Origin of the sequence: Pseudomonas sp. Fl5BN2, assembly GCF_009908205.1 — a bacterium.
Classification (GTDB): Bacteria; Pseudomonadota; Gammaproteobacteria; order Pseudomonadales; family Pseudomonadaceae; genus Aquipseudomonas.
This window is the reverse complement of sequence record NZ_JAAARL010000004.1, coordinates 249,733-264,749: the sequence shown is the minus strand read 5'-3', so window position 1 is coordinate 264,749 and position 15,017 is coordinate 249,733. Positions and strand designations below refer to the sequence as shown.

General features: G+C 63.7%; 10 protein-coding genes. 4 read left to right on the top strand and 6 right to left on the bottom strand.

Features of this window, described 5'->3' with window-relative positions; genetic code table 11:
* Positions 1-8 precede the first annotated feature (8 nt).
* From GV819_RS07480 to GV819_RS07465, 4 genes are all read left to right on the top strand, one after another.
* A complete protein-coding gene (locus tag GV819_RS07480; protein ID WP_161755050.1) occupies positions 9-3,116 on the top strand; it encodes an efflux RND transporter permease subunit in 3,108 nt (1,035 codons plus the stop codon).
* Positions 3,113-4,606, top strand: a complete 1,494-nt coding sequence (locus GV819_RS07475) for an efflux transporter outer membrane subunit (protein ID WP_161755048.1) — start codon at positions 3,113-3,115, stop codon at positions 4,604-4,606. Before GV819_RS07480 ends, GV819_RS07475 begins: the two co-directional genes overlap by 4 nt.
* Positions 4,607-4,935: 329 nt before the next feature.
* Complete coding sequence (locus GV819_RS07470) at positions 4,936-7,011, top strand: putative bifunctional diguanylate cyclase/phosphodiesterase (RefSeq protein ID WP_161755046.1); 2,076 nt, start codon at positions 4,936-4,938, stop codon at positions 7,009-7,011.
* A gap of 137 nt (positions 7,012-7,148) precedes the next feature.
* A complete protein-coding gene (locus tag GV819_RS07465) occupies positions 7,149-7,895 on the top strand; it encodes an SDR family oxidoreductase (protein ID WP_161755044.1) in 747 nt (248 codons plus the stop codon).
* A gap of 89 nt (positions 7,896-7,984) precedes the next feature.
* On the opposite strand, the gene GV819_RS07460 is transcribed toward GV819_RS07465, so the two are convergent.
* From GV819_RS07460 to ccoG, 6 genes are all read right to left on the bottom strand, one after another.
* Positions 7,985-8,539 carry a hypothetical protein gene (locus GV819_RS07460; protein ID WP_161755042.1) on the bottom strand — a complete coding sequence of 185 codons (555 nt, stop codon included), beginning with the start codon at positions 8,537-8,539 and terminating at the stop codon, positions 7,985-7,987.
* 42 nt (positions 8,540-8,581) lie between these two features.
* Positions 8,582-9,373 carry a PoNe immunity protein domain-containing protein gene (locus tag GV819_RS07455; protein WP_161755040.1) on the bottom strand — a complete coding sequence of 264 codons (792 nt, stop codon included), beginning with the start codon at positions 9,371-9,373 and terminating at the stop codon, positions 8,582-8,584.
* A 14-nt stretch (positions 9,374-9,387) separates the two neighbouring features.
* Positions 9,388-10,176, bottom strand: coding sequence for a PoNe immunity protein domain-containing protein (locus GV819_RS07450; RefSeq protein ID WP_161755038.1), 789 nt, complete (start codon positions 10,174-10,176; stop codon positions 9,388-9,390).
* Positions 10,177-10,190: 14 nt separating this feature from the next.
* Positions 10,191-11,246, bottom strand: a complete 1,056-nt coding sequence (locus GV819_RS07445; protein WP_161755036.1) for a hypothetical protein — start codon at positions 11,244-11,246, stop codon at positions 10,191-10,193.
* 197 nt (positions 11,247-11,443) lie between these two features.
* Positions 11,444-12,853, bottom strand: a complete 1,410-nt coding sequence (gene mapR, locus GV819_RS07440; protein WP_161755034.1) for a GntR family transcriptional regulator MpaR — start codon at positions 12,851-12,853, stop codon at positions 11,444-11,446.
* A gap of 164 nt (positions 12,854-13,017) precedes the next feature.
* Positions 13,018-14,433: a cytochrome c oxidase accessory protein CcoG gene (gene ccoG, locus GV819_RS07435; protein ID WP_161755032.1), complete on the bottom strand. Its 1,416-nt coding sequence runs from the start codon at positions 14,431-14,433 to the stop codon at positions 13,018-13,020.
* Between the last annotated feature and the right edge of the window lie 584 nt (positions 14,434-15,017).

Genomic DNA, 15,017 nt, shown 5'->3' with positions numbered 1-15,017 from the left:
CGTCGCCGATGAACCTGTCAGGACCTTTCATCAAGCGTCCAGTGGCGACGATGCTGCTGAGCCTGGCAATCATGTTGCTGGGCGGGGTCAGCTTCGGCCTGTTGCCGGTGGCGCCGCTGCCGCAGATGGATTTTCCGGTGATCGTGGTCCAGGCCAGCCTGCCGGGGGCCAGCCCCGAGGTGATGGCCTCCACCGTGGCCACGCCCCTGGAGCGCTCCTTCGGGGCGATTGCCGGGGTCAACACCATGAGCAGCCGCTCCAGCCAGGGCTCGACCCGGGTGATCCTGCAGTTCGACCTCGATCGCGACATCAATGGCGCAGCAAGGGAAGTGCAGGCGGCCATCAACGCCTCGCGCAACCTGCTGCCCAGCGGCATGCGCAGCATGCCCACCTACAAGAAGGTCAACCCGTCCCAGGCGCCGATCATGGTGCTGTCACTGACCTCCGACGTGCTGGAGAAGGGCCAGCTCTACGACCTGGCCTCGACCATCCTGTCCCAGAGCCTGTCCCAGGTGCAGGGCGTGGGCGAAGTACAGGTCGGCGGCAGTTCGCTGCCGGCGGTGCGTATCGAGCTCGAGCCACAACTGCTCAACCAGTACGGCGTGGCCCTGGACGACGTGCGCAATGCCATTGCCAATGCCAACCAGCGTCGGCCCAAGGGCTCGGTGGAGGATGACCAGCGGCTGTGGCAGATCCAGGCCAACGACCAGTTGGAGAAGGCCAAGGATTACGAGCCGCTGATCATCCATTACAACAACGGCGCGGCCCTGCGCCTGAAGGATGTGGCCAAGGTCAGCGACGGCGTCGAGGACCGCTACAACAGCGGCTTCTTCAATAATGACGCCGCGGTGCTGCTGGTGATCAACCGCCAGGCCGGGGCCAACATCATCGAGACGGTGAACGAGATCAAGGCCCAGCTGCCGGCGTTGCAGGCGGTGCTGCCGGCCAGCGTCAAGCTCAACCTGGCCATGGATCGCTCGCCGGTGATCAAGGCCACCTTGCACGAGGCCGAGATGACCCTGCTGATCGCCGTGGCCCTGGTGATCCTGGTGGTGTACCTGTTCCTCGGCAATTTCCGCGCCTCGCTGATCCCGACCCTGGCGGTGCCGGTGTCGCTGGTGGGCACCTTCGCCATCATGTACCTGTACGGCTTCTCCCTGAACAACCTGTCGCTGATGGCCTTGATCCTTGCCACCGGGCTGGTGGTGGACGACGCCATCGTGGTCCTGGAGAACATCTCCCGGCACATCGACGAAGGCATCGCGCCGATGAAAGCGGCGTACCTGGGGGCCAAGGAGGTGGGCTTCACTCTGCTGTCGATGAACGTCTCGCTGGTGGCGGTATTCCTCTCGATCCTGTTCATGGGCGGGATTATCGAGAGCCTGTTCCGTGAGTTTTCCATCACCCTGGCGGCGGCCATCGTGGTGTCCCTGGTGGTGTCCCTGACCCTGACCCCGATGCTCTGCGCGCGCTGGCTCAAGCCCCATGTGCCGGGGCAGGAGAACGGCCTGCAACGCTGGAGCCGGCGCAGCAACGAGTGGATGGTGGGCAAGTACGCCACCAGCCTGGACTGGGTCCTGCGACACAAGCGCCTGACCCTGTTCAGCCTGCTGCTGACCATCGGCGTCAACGTGGCCCTGTATGTGGTGGTGCCCAAGACCTTCCTGCCCCAGCAGGACACCGGCCAACTGATTGGGTTTGTCCGTGGTGACGACGGCCTGTCCTTCACGGTGATGCAGCCGAAGATGGAAATCTTCCGCCGCGCGGTACTCAAGGACCCGGCGGTGGAGAGCGTGGCCGGCTTTATCGGTGGCAACAACGGCACCAACAACGCCTTCATGCTGGTGCGCCTCAAGCCGATCAAGGAGCGCAACCTTTCCGCGCAGAAGGTCATCGAGCGCCTGCGCAAGGACATGCCCAAGGTCGCCGGCGCCCAACTGATGCTGATGGCGGACCAGGACCTGCAGTTCGGCGGCGGCCGCGAGCAGACCACCTCGCAGTACTCCTACATCCTGCAAAGCGGCGACCTGGGTTCCCTGCGCGAGTGGTACCCGAAAGTGGTCACCGCGCTGCGCGCCTTGCCGGAACTGACCGCCATCGATGCCCGTGAAGGTCGTGGCGCGCAGCAGGTGACCCTGATGGTCGACCGCGACCAGGCCAAGCGCCTGGGGGTGGACATGGACATGGTCACCGCAGTGCTCAACAACGCCTACAGCCAGCGGCAGATCTCCACCATCTACGACAGCCTCAACCAGTACCAGGTGGTGATGGAGGTCAATCCGAAATACGCCCAGGACCCGATCACCCTGAACCAGGTGCAGGTGATCACCTCCAGCGGTGCGCGGATTCCGTTGTCGGCCATTGCCCACTACGAAAACAGCCTGGAAGACGACCGGGTCAGCCACGAAGGGCAGTTCGCCTCGGAAAGCATCTCCTTCGACATGGCCGAAGGGGTGACAGTGGAGCAGGGCACCGCGGCCATTGAGCGGGCGATTGCCAAGCTCGGCATGCCGGAGGAGGTGATCGTCAAGATGGCCGGCACCGCCGACGCTTTCGCCGCGACCCAGAAGAGCCAGCCGTTGATGATCCTCGGTGCGTTGCTGGCGGTGTATCTGGTGCTGGGGGTGCTGTATGAAAGCTACATTCACCCGCTGACCATTCTCTCCACCTTGCCCTCGGCCGGGGTTGGCGCCTTGCTCTCGATCTACGTGCTGGGCGGGGAGTTCAGCCTGATTTCCTTGCTGGGGTTGTTCCTGTTGATCGGGGTGGTGAAGAAGAACGCGATCCTGATGATCGACCTGGCCCTGCAACTGGAGCGGCACCACGGGCTTGACCCACTGCAATCGATTCGCAGTGCCTGCCTGCAGCGCCTGCGGCCGATCCTGATGACTACCCTGGCAGCGATCCTCGGTGCCTTGCCGCTGCTGCTGGGGGGCGCCGAGGGCTCGGAAATGCGCCAGCCCCTGGGCCTGACCATTATCGGCGGCCTGGTCTTCAGCCAGGTCCTGACCCTCTATACCACTCCGGTGGTCTACCTCTATCTCGATCGCCTGCGCCACAAGTTCAACCACTGGCGTGGGGTCCGTACCGATGCTGCTCTGGAAACGCCGCTATGACCGACCATTCGTCCCGTCCTGTTTTCCCGCTGTCGGCCCAGCGCCTGGCCATGGCCCGAGGCTCGCGGGCCTTGAGCCTGGGCCTGTGCGTACTGTTGCTCAGCGCTTGCGCCATCGGTCCCGACTACCAGCGGCCCGAGGTGGCCGAGCCGGTGCAATACAAGCAAGCCCAGGGTTGGCGTCAGGCCAACCCCAGTGACGCCCTGGCCCGTGGCGCCTGGTGGGAGCTGTATGGCGATGCCGAGCTCAACGGCCTGATCGACAAGCTCAACCGCTCCAACCAGAGCGTGGCCCAGTCCGAGGCGCAGTTCCGCCAGGCCCGGGCTTTGGTGCGCAGTTCCCGGGGATCATTCTTTCCCAGCGTTGACCTCAGTGCTGGCAAGACCCGGGCCAGCCAGGGCACCGGCAGCAGCAGTTCGGGGCTGAGCAGTTCCAGCAGCGGTATTCGCGACACCTACAACAGCCAGTTGGGGGTGAGTTGGGAGGCGGATGTCTGGGGCAAGCTGCGCCGTGACCTGGAGGCCAACGAAGCCAGTGCCGAGGCCAGCTTTGCCGACCTGGCGGCGATGCGCCTGAGCCAGCAGTCGGAGCTGGTGCAGAACTACCTGCAGTTGCGCGTGATCGACCAGCAGAAGCGCTTGCTGGACGCCACGGTGGCGGCCTATCAGCGTTCCCTGACGATGACCCAGAACCAGTATCAGGCGGGGGTTTCCGGCAAGGATGCGGTGGCCCAGGCCCAGACCCAACTGAAAAGCACCCAGGCTGACCTGATCGACCTGATCTGGCAGCGGGCGCAGTTCGAGAACGCCATTGCGGTGCTGATCGGCGAGCCACCGGCACAGTTCAACCTGGCCGAAAGCCAGAGCATTCCTGCGCTGCCGCCAGTGCCGCTGGGGGTGCCGTCGCAGTTGCTCGAACGCCGTCCGGACATTGCTTCGGCGGAGCGTTCGGTGATCGCCGCCAATGCCAAGATCGGCGTGGCCAAGGCTGCCTACTATCCGGACCTGACCCTGAGCCTCGCCGGAGGCTACAGCAGCAGCACCTATGCCGACTGGATCAGCTTGCCGAACCGCTTCTGGTCGGTGGGGCCGAAACTGGCCATGACCCTGTTCGACGGTGGCCAGCGCTCGGCGGAAGTGGACCGCACCGAGGCGGTGTATGACCAGACCGTGGCCAAGTACCGGCAGACCGTGCTCGACGGTTTCCGCGAGGTGGAGAACTACATGGTCCAGCTCAAGGTTCTGGAGGACGAGGCGGGGGTTCGCCAGCAGGCCCTGGATTCGGCCCGCGAAGCCCTGCGCCTGACCGAGAACCAGTACAAGGCCGGGTTGATCGCCTACCTGGACGTGGTCACCAGCCAGACTACCGCCCTGAGCAACGAGCGCAGCGTCCTCACCTTGCTGCAGAGCCGGCTGATTGCCAGCGTGCAATTGATCGCTGCCCTGGGCGGCGGTTGGGATGGCCAGTTGCAGGTCAGCGAGCAGAAGTAGCCCGGACTCATTGCTGTAGCGGCTGGCGCAGGCTGCGCTCGGCCGCTACGGGCATGGCGATTTGGCAACCATTGACGGTTGGGCACGACCCCGGTCTTGCCCCGTTGCTGGCACTGGCCAGGGAGGGCGACTGGCCTGCCGTGGAGCATGGTCGAAGGGCGCAGAGCCCATGTCCACAAGGCCTGTAAGGGCATGAGCGGCTCGAACCAAACGTTCTGTCTGACTAATGGCTTTTTGCTCACTTTGTAGATGCGTTCTTCCACGCAATCAGTACAATCTGCGCTTTTGCCGCCGAGCAGGACTGTCGGCACAACGACCAAGAGATGCTCATGCTCATCGGAAGTTACTCCCCCGCACTGGTCGTGATCTCCATTTTCGTGGCGATCCTCGCGTCTTATACCGCCCTCGATCTCACTGGACGGATCGCCACCACCAAAGGTCGCGCGGCCTATCTGTGGATGTGCGGCGGAGCCATGGCAATGGGCGTCGGCGTGTGGTCCATGCACTTTATCGGCATGCTCGCTTTCAACCTGCCAATTGACCTGGGCTACGACATCACGCTCACCGCCTTGTCATTGCTGATCTCGATCCTCTCCTGCGGCTTTGCCCTGTGGCTGGTGAGCCAGCCGCGCCTGCCGTTGTCGCAGTTGCTGTTCGGCGCCTTGATCATGGGGGCGGGCATCAGTGGCATGCATTACACCGGCATGGCGGCCATGCGCATGCAGCCGGGCATCGACTACGACCCGCGGCTGTTCAGCGCGTCGCTGTTGATTGCCTTCGGCGCCTCGCTGGCGGCGTTGTGGATCGCCTTCCGCCTGCGCCAGAACACCCCCTATGTGCGCCTGGCCCGCAGTGGCGCGGCGGTGGTCATGGGTTTTGCGATTGTCGGCATGCACTACACCGGCATGGCCGCAGCGCGCTTTGGCGACGGCAGTTTCTGCGGTGCCCTGGGCAATGGCCTGAGCGGCAAGGGCCTGGACAACCTGGTGTTGATCACCACCCTGGCGGTGCTGATCATCGCCTTGCTGACTTCGGTGCTGGATGCGCGCCTGGAGGCCCGGACCGCGGTGCTGGCGCAGTCCTTGACCGAGGCCAACAAGGAACTCACCCAGCTGGCCCTGCATGACACCCTGACCGGCTTGCCCAACCGCATCCTGCTGGCGGACCGGATCGATCAGGCGATGCACCGGGTGACCGCCCATGGCGGCTGTTTTGCGCTGATGTTCATTGACCTGGACGGCTTCAAACCAGTCAACGATGCCTTTGGTCACCACATGGGCGACCAGTTGCTACGTGAGGTTGCTCAGCGTTTGCGCGAGGATCTGCGCAGCGAAGACACCCTGGCACGGATCGGTGGCGACGAATTTGTCCTGTTGGTGCAACTGGGCGAGCCCGATGATGCTTTGCGCCTGGCCGCCCGCCAGGTGAGCCTGGTGTCGCGTTCGTTCCGGGTGGCCGAGCATGAGCTGCAGATTTCCGCCAGCATCGGTATCGCGGTGTACCCCGGCAATGGCCTGAACGCCCAGGAATTGCTGATGAATGCCGATGCGGCGATGTATCACGCCAAGGGCACCGGCAAGAACGGCTACAGCTTTTTCGACGCCTCGATGAACGGCAACGCCCGGCGCCAGCTGCAACTGCTCCAGGACCTGCGCAATGCCCTGGAGCATCATCAGTTCCGCCTGCATTACCAGCCCAAGTTCGATGCCGCCAACGGCCGGCCGGTAGGTGCCGAGGCGCTGCTGCGCTGGGAGCACCCGCAGCATGGCCTGCTGTTGCCGGACAAGTTCATCGAACTGGCGGAGAAGACCGGGCTGATCATTCCCATCGGTGATTGGGTGTTGAACGAAGCCTGCCGGCAAATGCGCGAGTGGTACGTCCAGGGCTACACCGACTGGCGCATCGCGGTGAACCTCTCGGCCCTGCAGTTCTGTCATGTGGGGCTGGTCAAGAGCGTCACCGGTGCCCTTGAGCGCTATGAACTGCCGGCCAACAACCTGACCCTGGAGATCACCGAGACCACGGCGATGAATGACGCCGATGTCAGCATGGTGGTGTTGCAGCAACTGGCGGACATGGGAGTGGACCTGTCCATCGATGACTTTGGCACGGGCTATTCGAGCCTGATGTACCTCAAGCGCCTGCCAGCCAACGAGCTGAAGATCGACCGTGGGTTTGTCCGCGACCTGGAGCATGACAGCGACGACGCAGCGATCGTCTCGGCGATTGTCGCCCTGGGCCAGGCCTTGGGTTTGCGCATCGTCGCCGAGGGCGTGGAGACTGGCGTGCAGCAGACCTTTCTCACCCAATTGGGCTGCGACTCACTGCAAGGTTACTTCCTTGGCCACCCGTTGCCTCCTGAAGGCTTCATGCAAGGCATCCACCTGGCCGAACACAAGGCCTGAATAGCTGATCGTCCGCGTGCTGCCCGAGCCTGGGGCGGCGCTTATCGGGCGCGCGTCGTGTATCGATGCGGTTTTCATCGTGGCCTGTGCGGTGTTTAATGGCTGGCGTTGAATTGATCAGTGAGGGAGTCGGCAGCATGGACAAAGTCATCATCATCACCGGTGGCGGACGGGGAATTGGTGCAGCCACGGCGTTGTTGGCTGCGCAGCAGGGTTTCAAGGTGTGCATCAATTATCAGGCCGATGAGCAGTCGGCCCATCAGGTGCTGGAACAGGTGCGCGCCCTGGGCGTCCAGGCCATTGCGGTACGTGCCGATGTCAGCATCGAGGATGAGGTCATCGGCCTGTTTCAGCGGGTCGACAGCGAACTGGGCCGGGTCACCGCCCTGGTCAACAATGCCGGGACCGTGGGGCACAAGTCGCGTCTCGACGAGATGTCCGAATTCCGTATCCAGAAAATCATGAAGACCAATGTCATGGGGCCGATTCTCTGCGCCAAGCACGCGGTGCTGCGCATGTCGCCGCGTCATGGCGGGCAGGGTGGCAGCATCGTCAACGTGTCATCGGTGGCGGCGCGCTTGGGCTCGCCGGGTGAGTACATCGACTACGCCGCCTCCAAGGGGGCCCTGGATACCTTCACCATCGGCCTGTCCAAGGAAGTGGCGGGCGAGGGCATCCGCGTCAACGCCGTGCGTCCGGGTTACATCTACACCGACTTCCATGCCCTGAGTGGCGATGCCGACCGGGTCAGCAAGCTGGAGTCGGCCATCCCCATGGGCCGTGGCGGGCGCCCCGACGAAGTGGCCGAGGCGATTGTCTGGCTGCTGTCGGACAAGGCCTCCTACGCCACCGGCACCTTCGTCGACCTGGGCGGCGGTCGCTGACACCCTGGTTCATCGCAGGAGCCGGTTTACCGGCGAAGAGGCCGCAGAGTCTTGCACTGGAGCGGGCGCCTTCGCTGGCAAGCCAGCTCCTACCTGGCGTGGCGTCGGCCGGGGCCGATCAGCAAGGCCAGCAACAGCCCCAGCACGCTGATGCCAAAGCTCAGCGACAGTAGCAGTACGTACCCCAGGGTTTCTTCCGGGCGGGTGCAGCTATAGCCAAATCCGTAGCCTTGTTCATCCGCCCAGACACCCGCTACTGCACTCAAGTCCACTGGCGCCGAAGGCGGTGGCTGCTCATTCGAGATACCCAGGTTCGAATGGCTCGCGCTGCGCATCGCCAGTTGTTCGATGGCCTGTAACTGGGCGTCGTTGCAACGGTTCTGCGCCCAGCTGCCGACCACCACCAGGGCGGACAACAGAAGCAGCAGCGGCACCGGGTAATAACGCCGGGTGCGCAGCAGGGGCGCCACCAGCAGCCCGGCAAGGAAACCGGCCAGCAGCAGATTGGCCCAGTACCACCCAGCGCCTTCCCAGCTCGGCTGCACCAGGAGCATCAGCAGCGGGGGCAGTACAAGGCGGGTCAGCAGCAGGCACAAGGCGGCCGCGAGCAGGGTGATCAGCAGGGTCTTGATCCAGGACTTCATGGGCAATGCATAACCTGTGTGGAGGGGAGGTAAAGGGACGTATCAGTCCTGCGCCGCCGGCCGGGGAATCGGCGGCGGGGTGAAGCGCCGGGCGTATTCGAGCATCTCCCGCGGGAACACCATGTGCTTGACCGCGCTGTCGTCCAGGCCGTAGAGGTAGGCCACTGCCGCGGCTTCAAAGGCCCAGTAGCCGAAGTAGGACTCACCGTCCAGGTGGGAGTCGTGCCATGGGGCCTGCTCGAATGCCTCGTACCACTGGTTGCAGTAGTCCGCCAGCAGTTCCCGGGGCTCGTCCGGTTGATCGCAGTAGATGGCCCTGATCAGCGGCGTGTAGACAGGGTGGTACCACTCATCAATGTCTGCGCGGCCCGGCAGGCAGGGCTTGAGCAGATCCTCGATCAGGGTGTCCTCGGCGTGGTAGCCGGCGCGGTCCTGCAGCGCCACCATACGGGGCAGCAGGTCGCGGCGTTGCAGCAGGATGCACAGACTGATGACCTGCACGTATTCCTCGTACTGGTAGAGGTAGTCCTCGATGTTCAGTGGTGCGATATCCGGTATTTCATTGCAGAGGGCCAGTGTGCGCTGGTGCTCCTCGTAGCTGCCGATCAGTGCGTCCAGCTCATCGGCCAACTCCTGCATGTCCTTGCCGCCGGTATAGCCCAGGATCAGGTGGTCCAGACGCGCTTGCTTGACCTCCCAGGCCTTGAGCGAAGCTTCCTGTCCGGGGAAATCCTCTTCCAGGGAGTGAGTCTGCCAATGGGCTTCGGCCCCCGCCAGGAACTCGAGGAGGATGAGGTACTGCTTGTGGTCGAGAAACACTTGCCTGCGTTGCATGTCAGTACCCAGCCTCAGTGGAGGGGAATCGGCGGCGGGGTGAAGCGCCGGGCGTATTCGAGCATCTCCCGCGGGAACACCATGTGTTTGACCGCGCTGTCGTCCAGGCCGTAGAGGTAGGCCACCGCCGCGGCTTCAAAGGCCCAGTAGCCGACGTAGTAACCGCCCTCGTCCATGTCCAGGTGGCTGTCGTACCACGAGGCGTGCTCGAAGGCCTGGTACCACTGGTTGCAGTACTCCACCAGCAGTTCCCGGGGCTCGTCCGGGTCTTCGCTGTAGATGGCCCAGATCAGGGGCGAGTACATGGGGTGGTACCACTCATCGAGGTCTGTGCGGTCCGCCAGGTAGGGCTTGAGCAGGTCCTCGATCAGGGTGTCCTCGGCACGATAGCCGGCACGGTCCTGCAACAGCGCCACCCGGGGCAGCAGGTCGCTGCGTTGCAGCAGGATGCACAGGCTGATGACCTGCACGTATTCCTCGTACTGGTCGAGGTAGTCGTCGATGTTCAGCGGCGCGATGTCCGGCAGCTCTTCGCAGAGCCCCAGCTTGCGCTGGTAGTCCTCGTAGCCTTCGATCACCCCGTCCAGCTCCTGGGCCAACGCCGCCATGGGCGCACCGCCGGTGTAGTTCAGGATCAGGTGGTCCAGGCGCGCGTCCTTGACTTCTGCGGCCTTGAGGGCGGCTTCCTGCTCGGGGCTGTCGGCCGTCATCGAGTGCATCTGCCAGCGGGCTTCGGTGCCCGCCAGGCTTTCCAGGTAACGGTGGTAATGCGCGTGGCTGAGAAACACTTGTCTGCGGTTCATCTGGGTGCCTGGCCTCAGTAGACGGGAATCAGGGTGAAGGGCGCCTTGCGCTGCGAGGTTTCCAGCAGCAGGGTCGCCAGGTCCACTTCGGCCGGCTCCAGGTCAAGCTGCTCCAGCTCTTCTTCCAGCTGTTGCGCATCGGCGGGCAGGGCCGAGATCGGCAGGCGCAGGTAGGGGCGGGGGTCTTCGCCGTAATACACCTTGGCCGGACCGGGAGGAATGCCCTCCAGGCGGGCGAAGCCTTGTTCGTCAAGGTTGCCTTCGATTTGCGAACCGTCGCTGAAGATCACTCGGTAGGCGGCGCCGGATACCGGCTCCAAGTTGGGGTGATGCAGGTTCAGCTCCAGCCAGTGGTCTTCACCGGTGAGGTGTTCCATGCCCTGGTTGATGTCCCGGGTGAGGCTTGCGGCATCGCGGCTTTCAGGCGGCGCTGCGCGGTTGATGGTGGGCGTGCCGGCTTCCAGTGAGGATTGCGGCTTGGGCTGTAGGGCCGGGCCACGGCTGTGGGCGGCGGCCGAGCTGTTGCGCTGTTCGGCGACCCAGGGGGCGATGCGTTCTTGCACCGAGGCCATGAGGAACTCAGTGTGTTCCTGGGCTTCGTTGAGGTTGTGGATCACCAGGCGTTGCTGCTGGGGCGTGAGGTTGTTGAAGGTCGAGGAGGCGCGCACGCCGCTGATGATCTCGGGCAGTTCCTCGGCCAGGCGCTGTGGCTCCAGGCACTTCTCCAGCAACTGTTCGGGGCTGGTCTTCAGGCGGCAGGCCAGCAGTGTGTGGCGGATCAGGTCGAAGAGCTTTTCGGCGTGGCGCTGGGGCGCGCGGTTGATCAGGCGCAGCAGGATCTTCAGGCCTTGGCCGGGGCCGGGGATCCAGCCGATCAGGGCCAGGGCCAGGTCAAAGAAGGCGTCCTCTTCGTCCTTGGGGTTGTTGATCGCATCCAGTTCGAAGATCGCCTGGATGCAGTCGTAGGCGTTGAGCTCCTGGGTCAGCAGCGGCAGGCGGCCGCGTTCAATGGCCTTGAGCAGTTCGGCCTTGGCCTCTGGGTAGTCGTCGTAATACAGGTCTTCGACCATGACGTGTTCCGGTCCCTGGAAAAATGGAGCGCGGATGCTGAAGGAATTGAGGGGAGGGGGCAAGGGGATTGTTCGGCGGCCCGCGTATCGAGCACCTCTGCGTAGGAGCCGGCTTGCCGGCGAAGGGGGCCTTGGATTGTGCCACGATCCTGAAGACGCTTTCGCTGGCAAGCCAGCTCCTGCAGACGGGCTAGCGGTCAGAAGGAGCGGATGATCCGCCCCAGGGTTTCCATGGCTTGTTCCATGGCTTCATTCCACGGGCTGCCGTAGTTCAGGCGAATGCAGTTGCGAAAGCGCTGGGTCGGGGAAAAGATCGGCCCGGGGGCGATGCTGATGCCTTGGGCCAGGGCCATCTGGAACAGTTTCAGCGAATCCATCTGCGGCGGCAGTTCCAGCCACAGGAAGTAGCCGCCCGCCGGCTGGCTGACTCGGGTCTGGGCCGGGAAGTAACGGCCAATCGCCGCCAGCATCGCGCTCTGCTGTTCTTCCAGGGCATAGCGCAACTTGCGCAGGTGGCGGTCGTAGCCACCGTGCTGCAGGTAGTCGGCAATCGCCGCCTGGGCCGGCATCGAGGCGCATAGCGAGGTCATCAGTTTCAGCCGTTCGATTTTCTGCGCATAGCGCCCTGCAGCCACCCAGCCGACGCGGTACCCCGGGGCCAGGCTCTTGGCGAAGGAGCCGCAGTGCATCACCAGGCCCTCGGTGTCGAAGGCCTTGGCCGGCTTCGGCGCTTGTTGGCCGTAGTACAACTCGGCGTAAACGTCGTCCTCGATCAGCGGCACCTGGTGCTGGCGCAACAGCTCCACCAACTCCTGTTTCTTCGCCTCGGGCATGCTCGCGCCCATCGGGTTCTGGAAGCTGGTCATGCACCAGCAGGCCTTGATCGGGTGGCGCTCAAGGGTCTGGGCCAGCACCCCGAGGTCGATGCCGTCGCGCGGGTGCACGGGGATTTCCACCGCCTTGAGCTTGAGCCGCTCCAGTACTTGCAGGCTGGCGTAGAAGGCCGGGGCCTCGATGGCTACCAGGTCGCCGGGTTCGGTCACGGCCTGCAGGCACAGGTTCAGCGCTTCCAGGGCGCCGTTGGTGATCAGCAGTTCCTCCATGGGCAGCATCAGGCCGGCGACCATGTAGCGCAGGGCGATCTGCCGGCGCAGTTGCGGGTTGCCCGGGGACATGTCGGTGACCACCACCCGCGGGTCCATTTCGCGGCTGGCACTGGCCAGGGAGCGGGACAGGCGCTGCAGGGGGAACAGGGTCGGGCTGGGGAACGCCGAGCCGAAGGGCACGGTGCTCGGGTCCTTGATCGAGTCGAGCACCGAGAACACCAGCTCGCTGACATCGACTTCGGTGGATTCATTGACTTCGCTGCTAATCACCGGCTCGGAAAACGGGCTCGGCGCATGGGCATTGACGAAGTAGCCGGAGCGCGGGCGGGCGCGGATCAGGCCGCGGCGCTCCAGCAGGTAATAGGCCTGGAACACCGTCGACGGGCTGACCCCGTAGGTCTGGCTGGCGTAGCGCACCGAAGGCACACGCTGGCCAGGGCCAAGGACCCCGGAGCGAATCAGTTCGGCGATGTCCTCGGCGAATTTTTCGTAGCGTTTCATCTGCGGTTGAAGATCCAGTCTGGTCATTGAGTCAACGTGTGTGCGGTGGCGAGGGAGTGGGGAGGTACTTGACCGCCATGGCGGTCGTAAACGCTCATTGCCGGTGGCTCCGCAGGGGCGGCCTCAATCGAGGCACGCCCCTCTCGCCACGGCATTCTAGAGGTTCAGCGGTTCATCGGGGCGACAAAACGACTCTTGGCCACGGCGTAGACCCCGGGTTCGTCGCTGTCGGTGACTTTGAAGGTGATGGCCTGGGAGCTGCTTTGCGGGCGGTCCTGGGTCATCGCCACGGAAACCGGCAGGTCGGTGATTTCTCCCGGGGCCAGGCCCAGCTCGGTCTTGCCCTGCAGTTCGAAGCCATCGCCATCTACCAGGGCTACGCGGTACTGCTGGTATTCCTGGGTCTTGTTGATGATCTTCAGGCTGTAGATGTTCTCGATCTGCCCCTGGGCGTTCTCGCGGAACAGACCACGGTCCTTGCTCACGTCCAGCGACACCATCGGCCGCTGCACCAGAGCCATGGCCAGGGCGCCGATCATCACCAGCAGCACCAGGCTGTAGCCCACCAGGCGCGGCCGCAGCAGATGGGTCTTGCCCCCTTGCAGTTCATGCTCCGAGGTATAGGCGATCAGGCCGCGGGCATAGCCCATCTTGTCCATGATCGAATCACAGGCATCGATGCAGGCGGCACAGCCGATGCATTCCATCTGCAGGCCGTCGCGGATGTCGATGCCGGTAGGGCAGACCTGGACACACACCTGGCAGTCGATGCAATCACCCAGGCCGACATCGGCAGGTTTCACATCGCGCTTGCGCGGGCCACGGCTTTCACCACGGACCGGGTTGTAGGAGATGGTCAGGGTGTCCTTGTCGAACATCACGCTCTGGAAGCGCGCATAAGGGCACATGTGCATGCACACCGCTTCACGCAGCCAGCCGGCATTGATGTAGGTGGCGGCGGCGAAGAACAGCACCCAGAACAGGCTCAGGCCACCGATCTGCAGGGTCAGCAGTTCCTGGGCCAGGGGGCGGATCGGGGTGAAGTAGCCAACGAAAGTCAGGCCGGTAAGCAGGCTGATGGCCAGCCACAGCGTGTGTTTCATCGCGCGTCGAGCCAGCTTGTTCAGGCCCCAGGGCGCGGCTTGCAGCTTGATCCGCTGGTTGCGTTCGCCTTCGGTGACCTTCTCGCACCACATGAACAGCCAGGTCCAGGAACTTTGCGGGCAGGTGTAGCCGCACCACACGCGGCCGGCGAACACCGTGATGGCGAACAGGCCGAAGGCGCAGATGATCAGCAGGGCCGAAAGGAGGATGAAGTCCTGGGGCCAGAAGGTTGCGCCAAAGATGTGGAACTTGCTTTCGGCCAGGTCCCAGAGCACCGCTTGGCGGCCACCCCAGTTCAACCAGACAGTGCCGAAGAACATTAGGAACAGGAACCCGGCGCCGGTCATGCGCAGGGTACGGAACAAACCAGTGAAACTACGGGTGAAGACTTGCTTGTCGGTGGTCTTCGACTTCATCTGTTTAGGGTGTGAAGGTTCGAAGGTTTCTACTAATCGGACGGGGATTCTTTCGCTCATGGTCGTTCGCTCATCAGCCTCCATCAGGCACGGCAACTATGACCATGGATCTGTTTGCATAACAGGCTCAGGTATTTTATAAAAAACCGGATCAGATGGATATTTGCGCGCCCCTGCGACAACTTGCTGCACCCCCTCAAGTGCCTTTGGGGATGGCTGCAGCGGCCTCTGGCACAGGCCTTGGCAAGGAACCCTGATCCAGATCAGCCAAATGACCGAATCACCGTAGATGGCCTTTATATGGCACCGCCCGCCGATTGCGCCTGCTACGGTCAAAGCGCCGCCTTCTGCTTCGGTGATGCAGATCCGCTCCCGCATTGGCGCCCCCGCCAAGTGACTTGGTGATGCGGCCGGCGGCATTGTCGGGCAGGCGCATCTGGAACGTCTGTGCGTTGAAATAACCGGCGTGGTGGACCGATCGGCGGCCAGGCCTTTCATCCACCAGCGGCGCATTTGTTGTAGGTGTCGGCTCCTGCGAGATAGGGCGCGGGACTGTCTATGCTTGAGGGCTGGAATGGGTCACCACCGGGGGCGGGCATTGCTCGGATCGACTTTGCGCGGTGGGGGCTGCCCGGCGGTTGGCG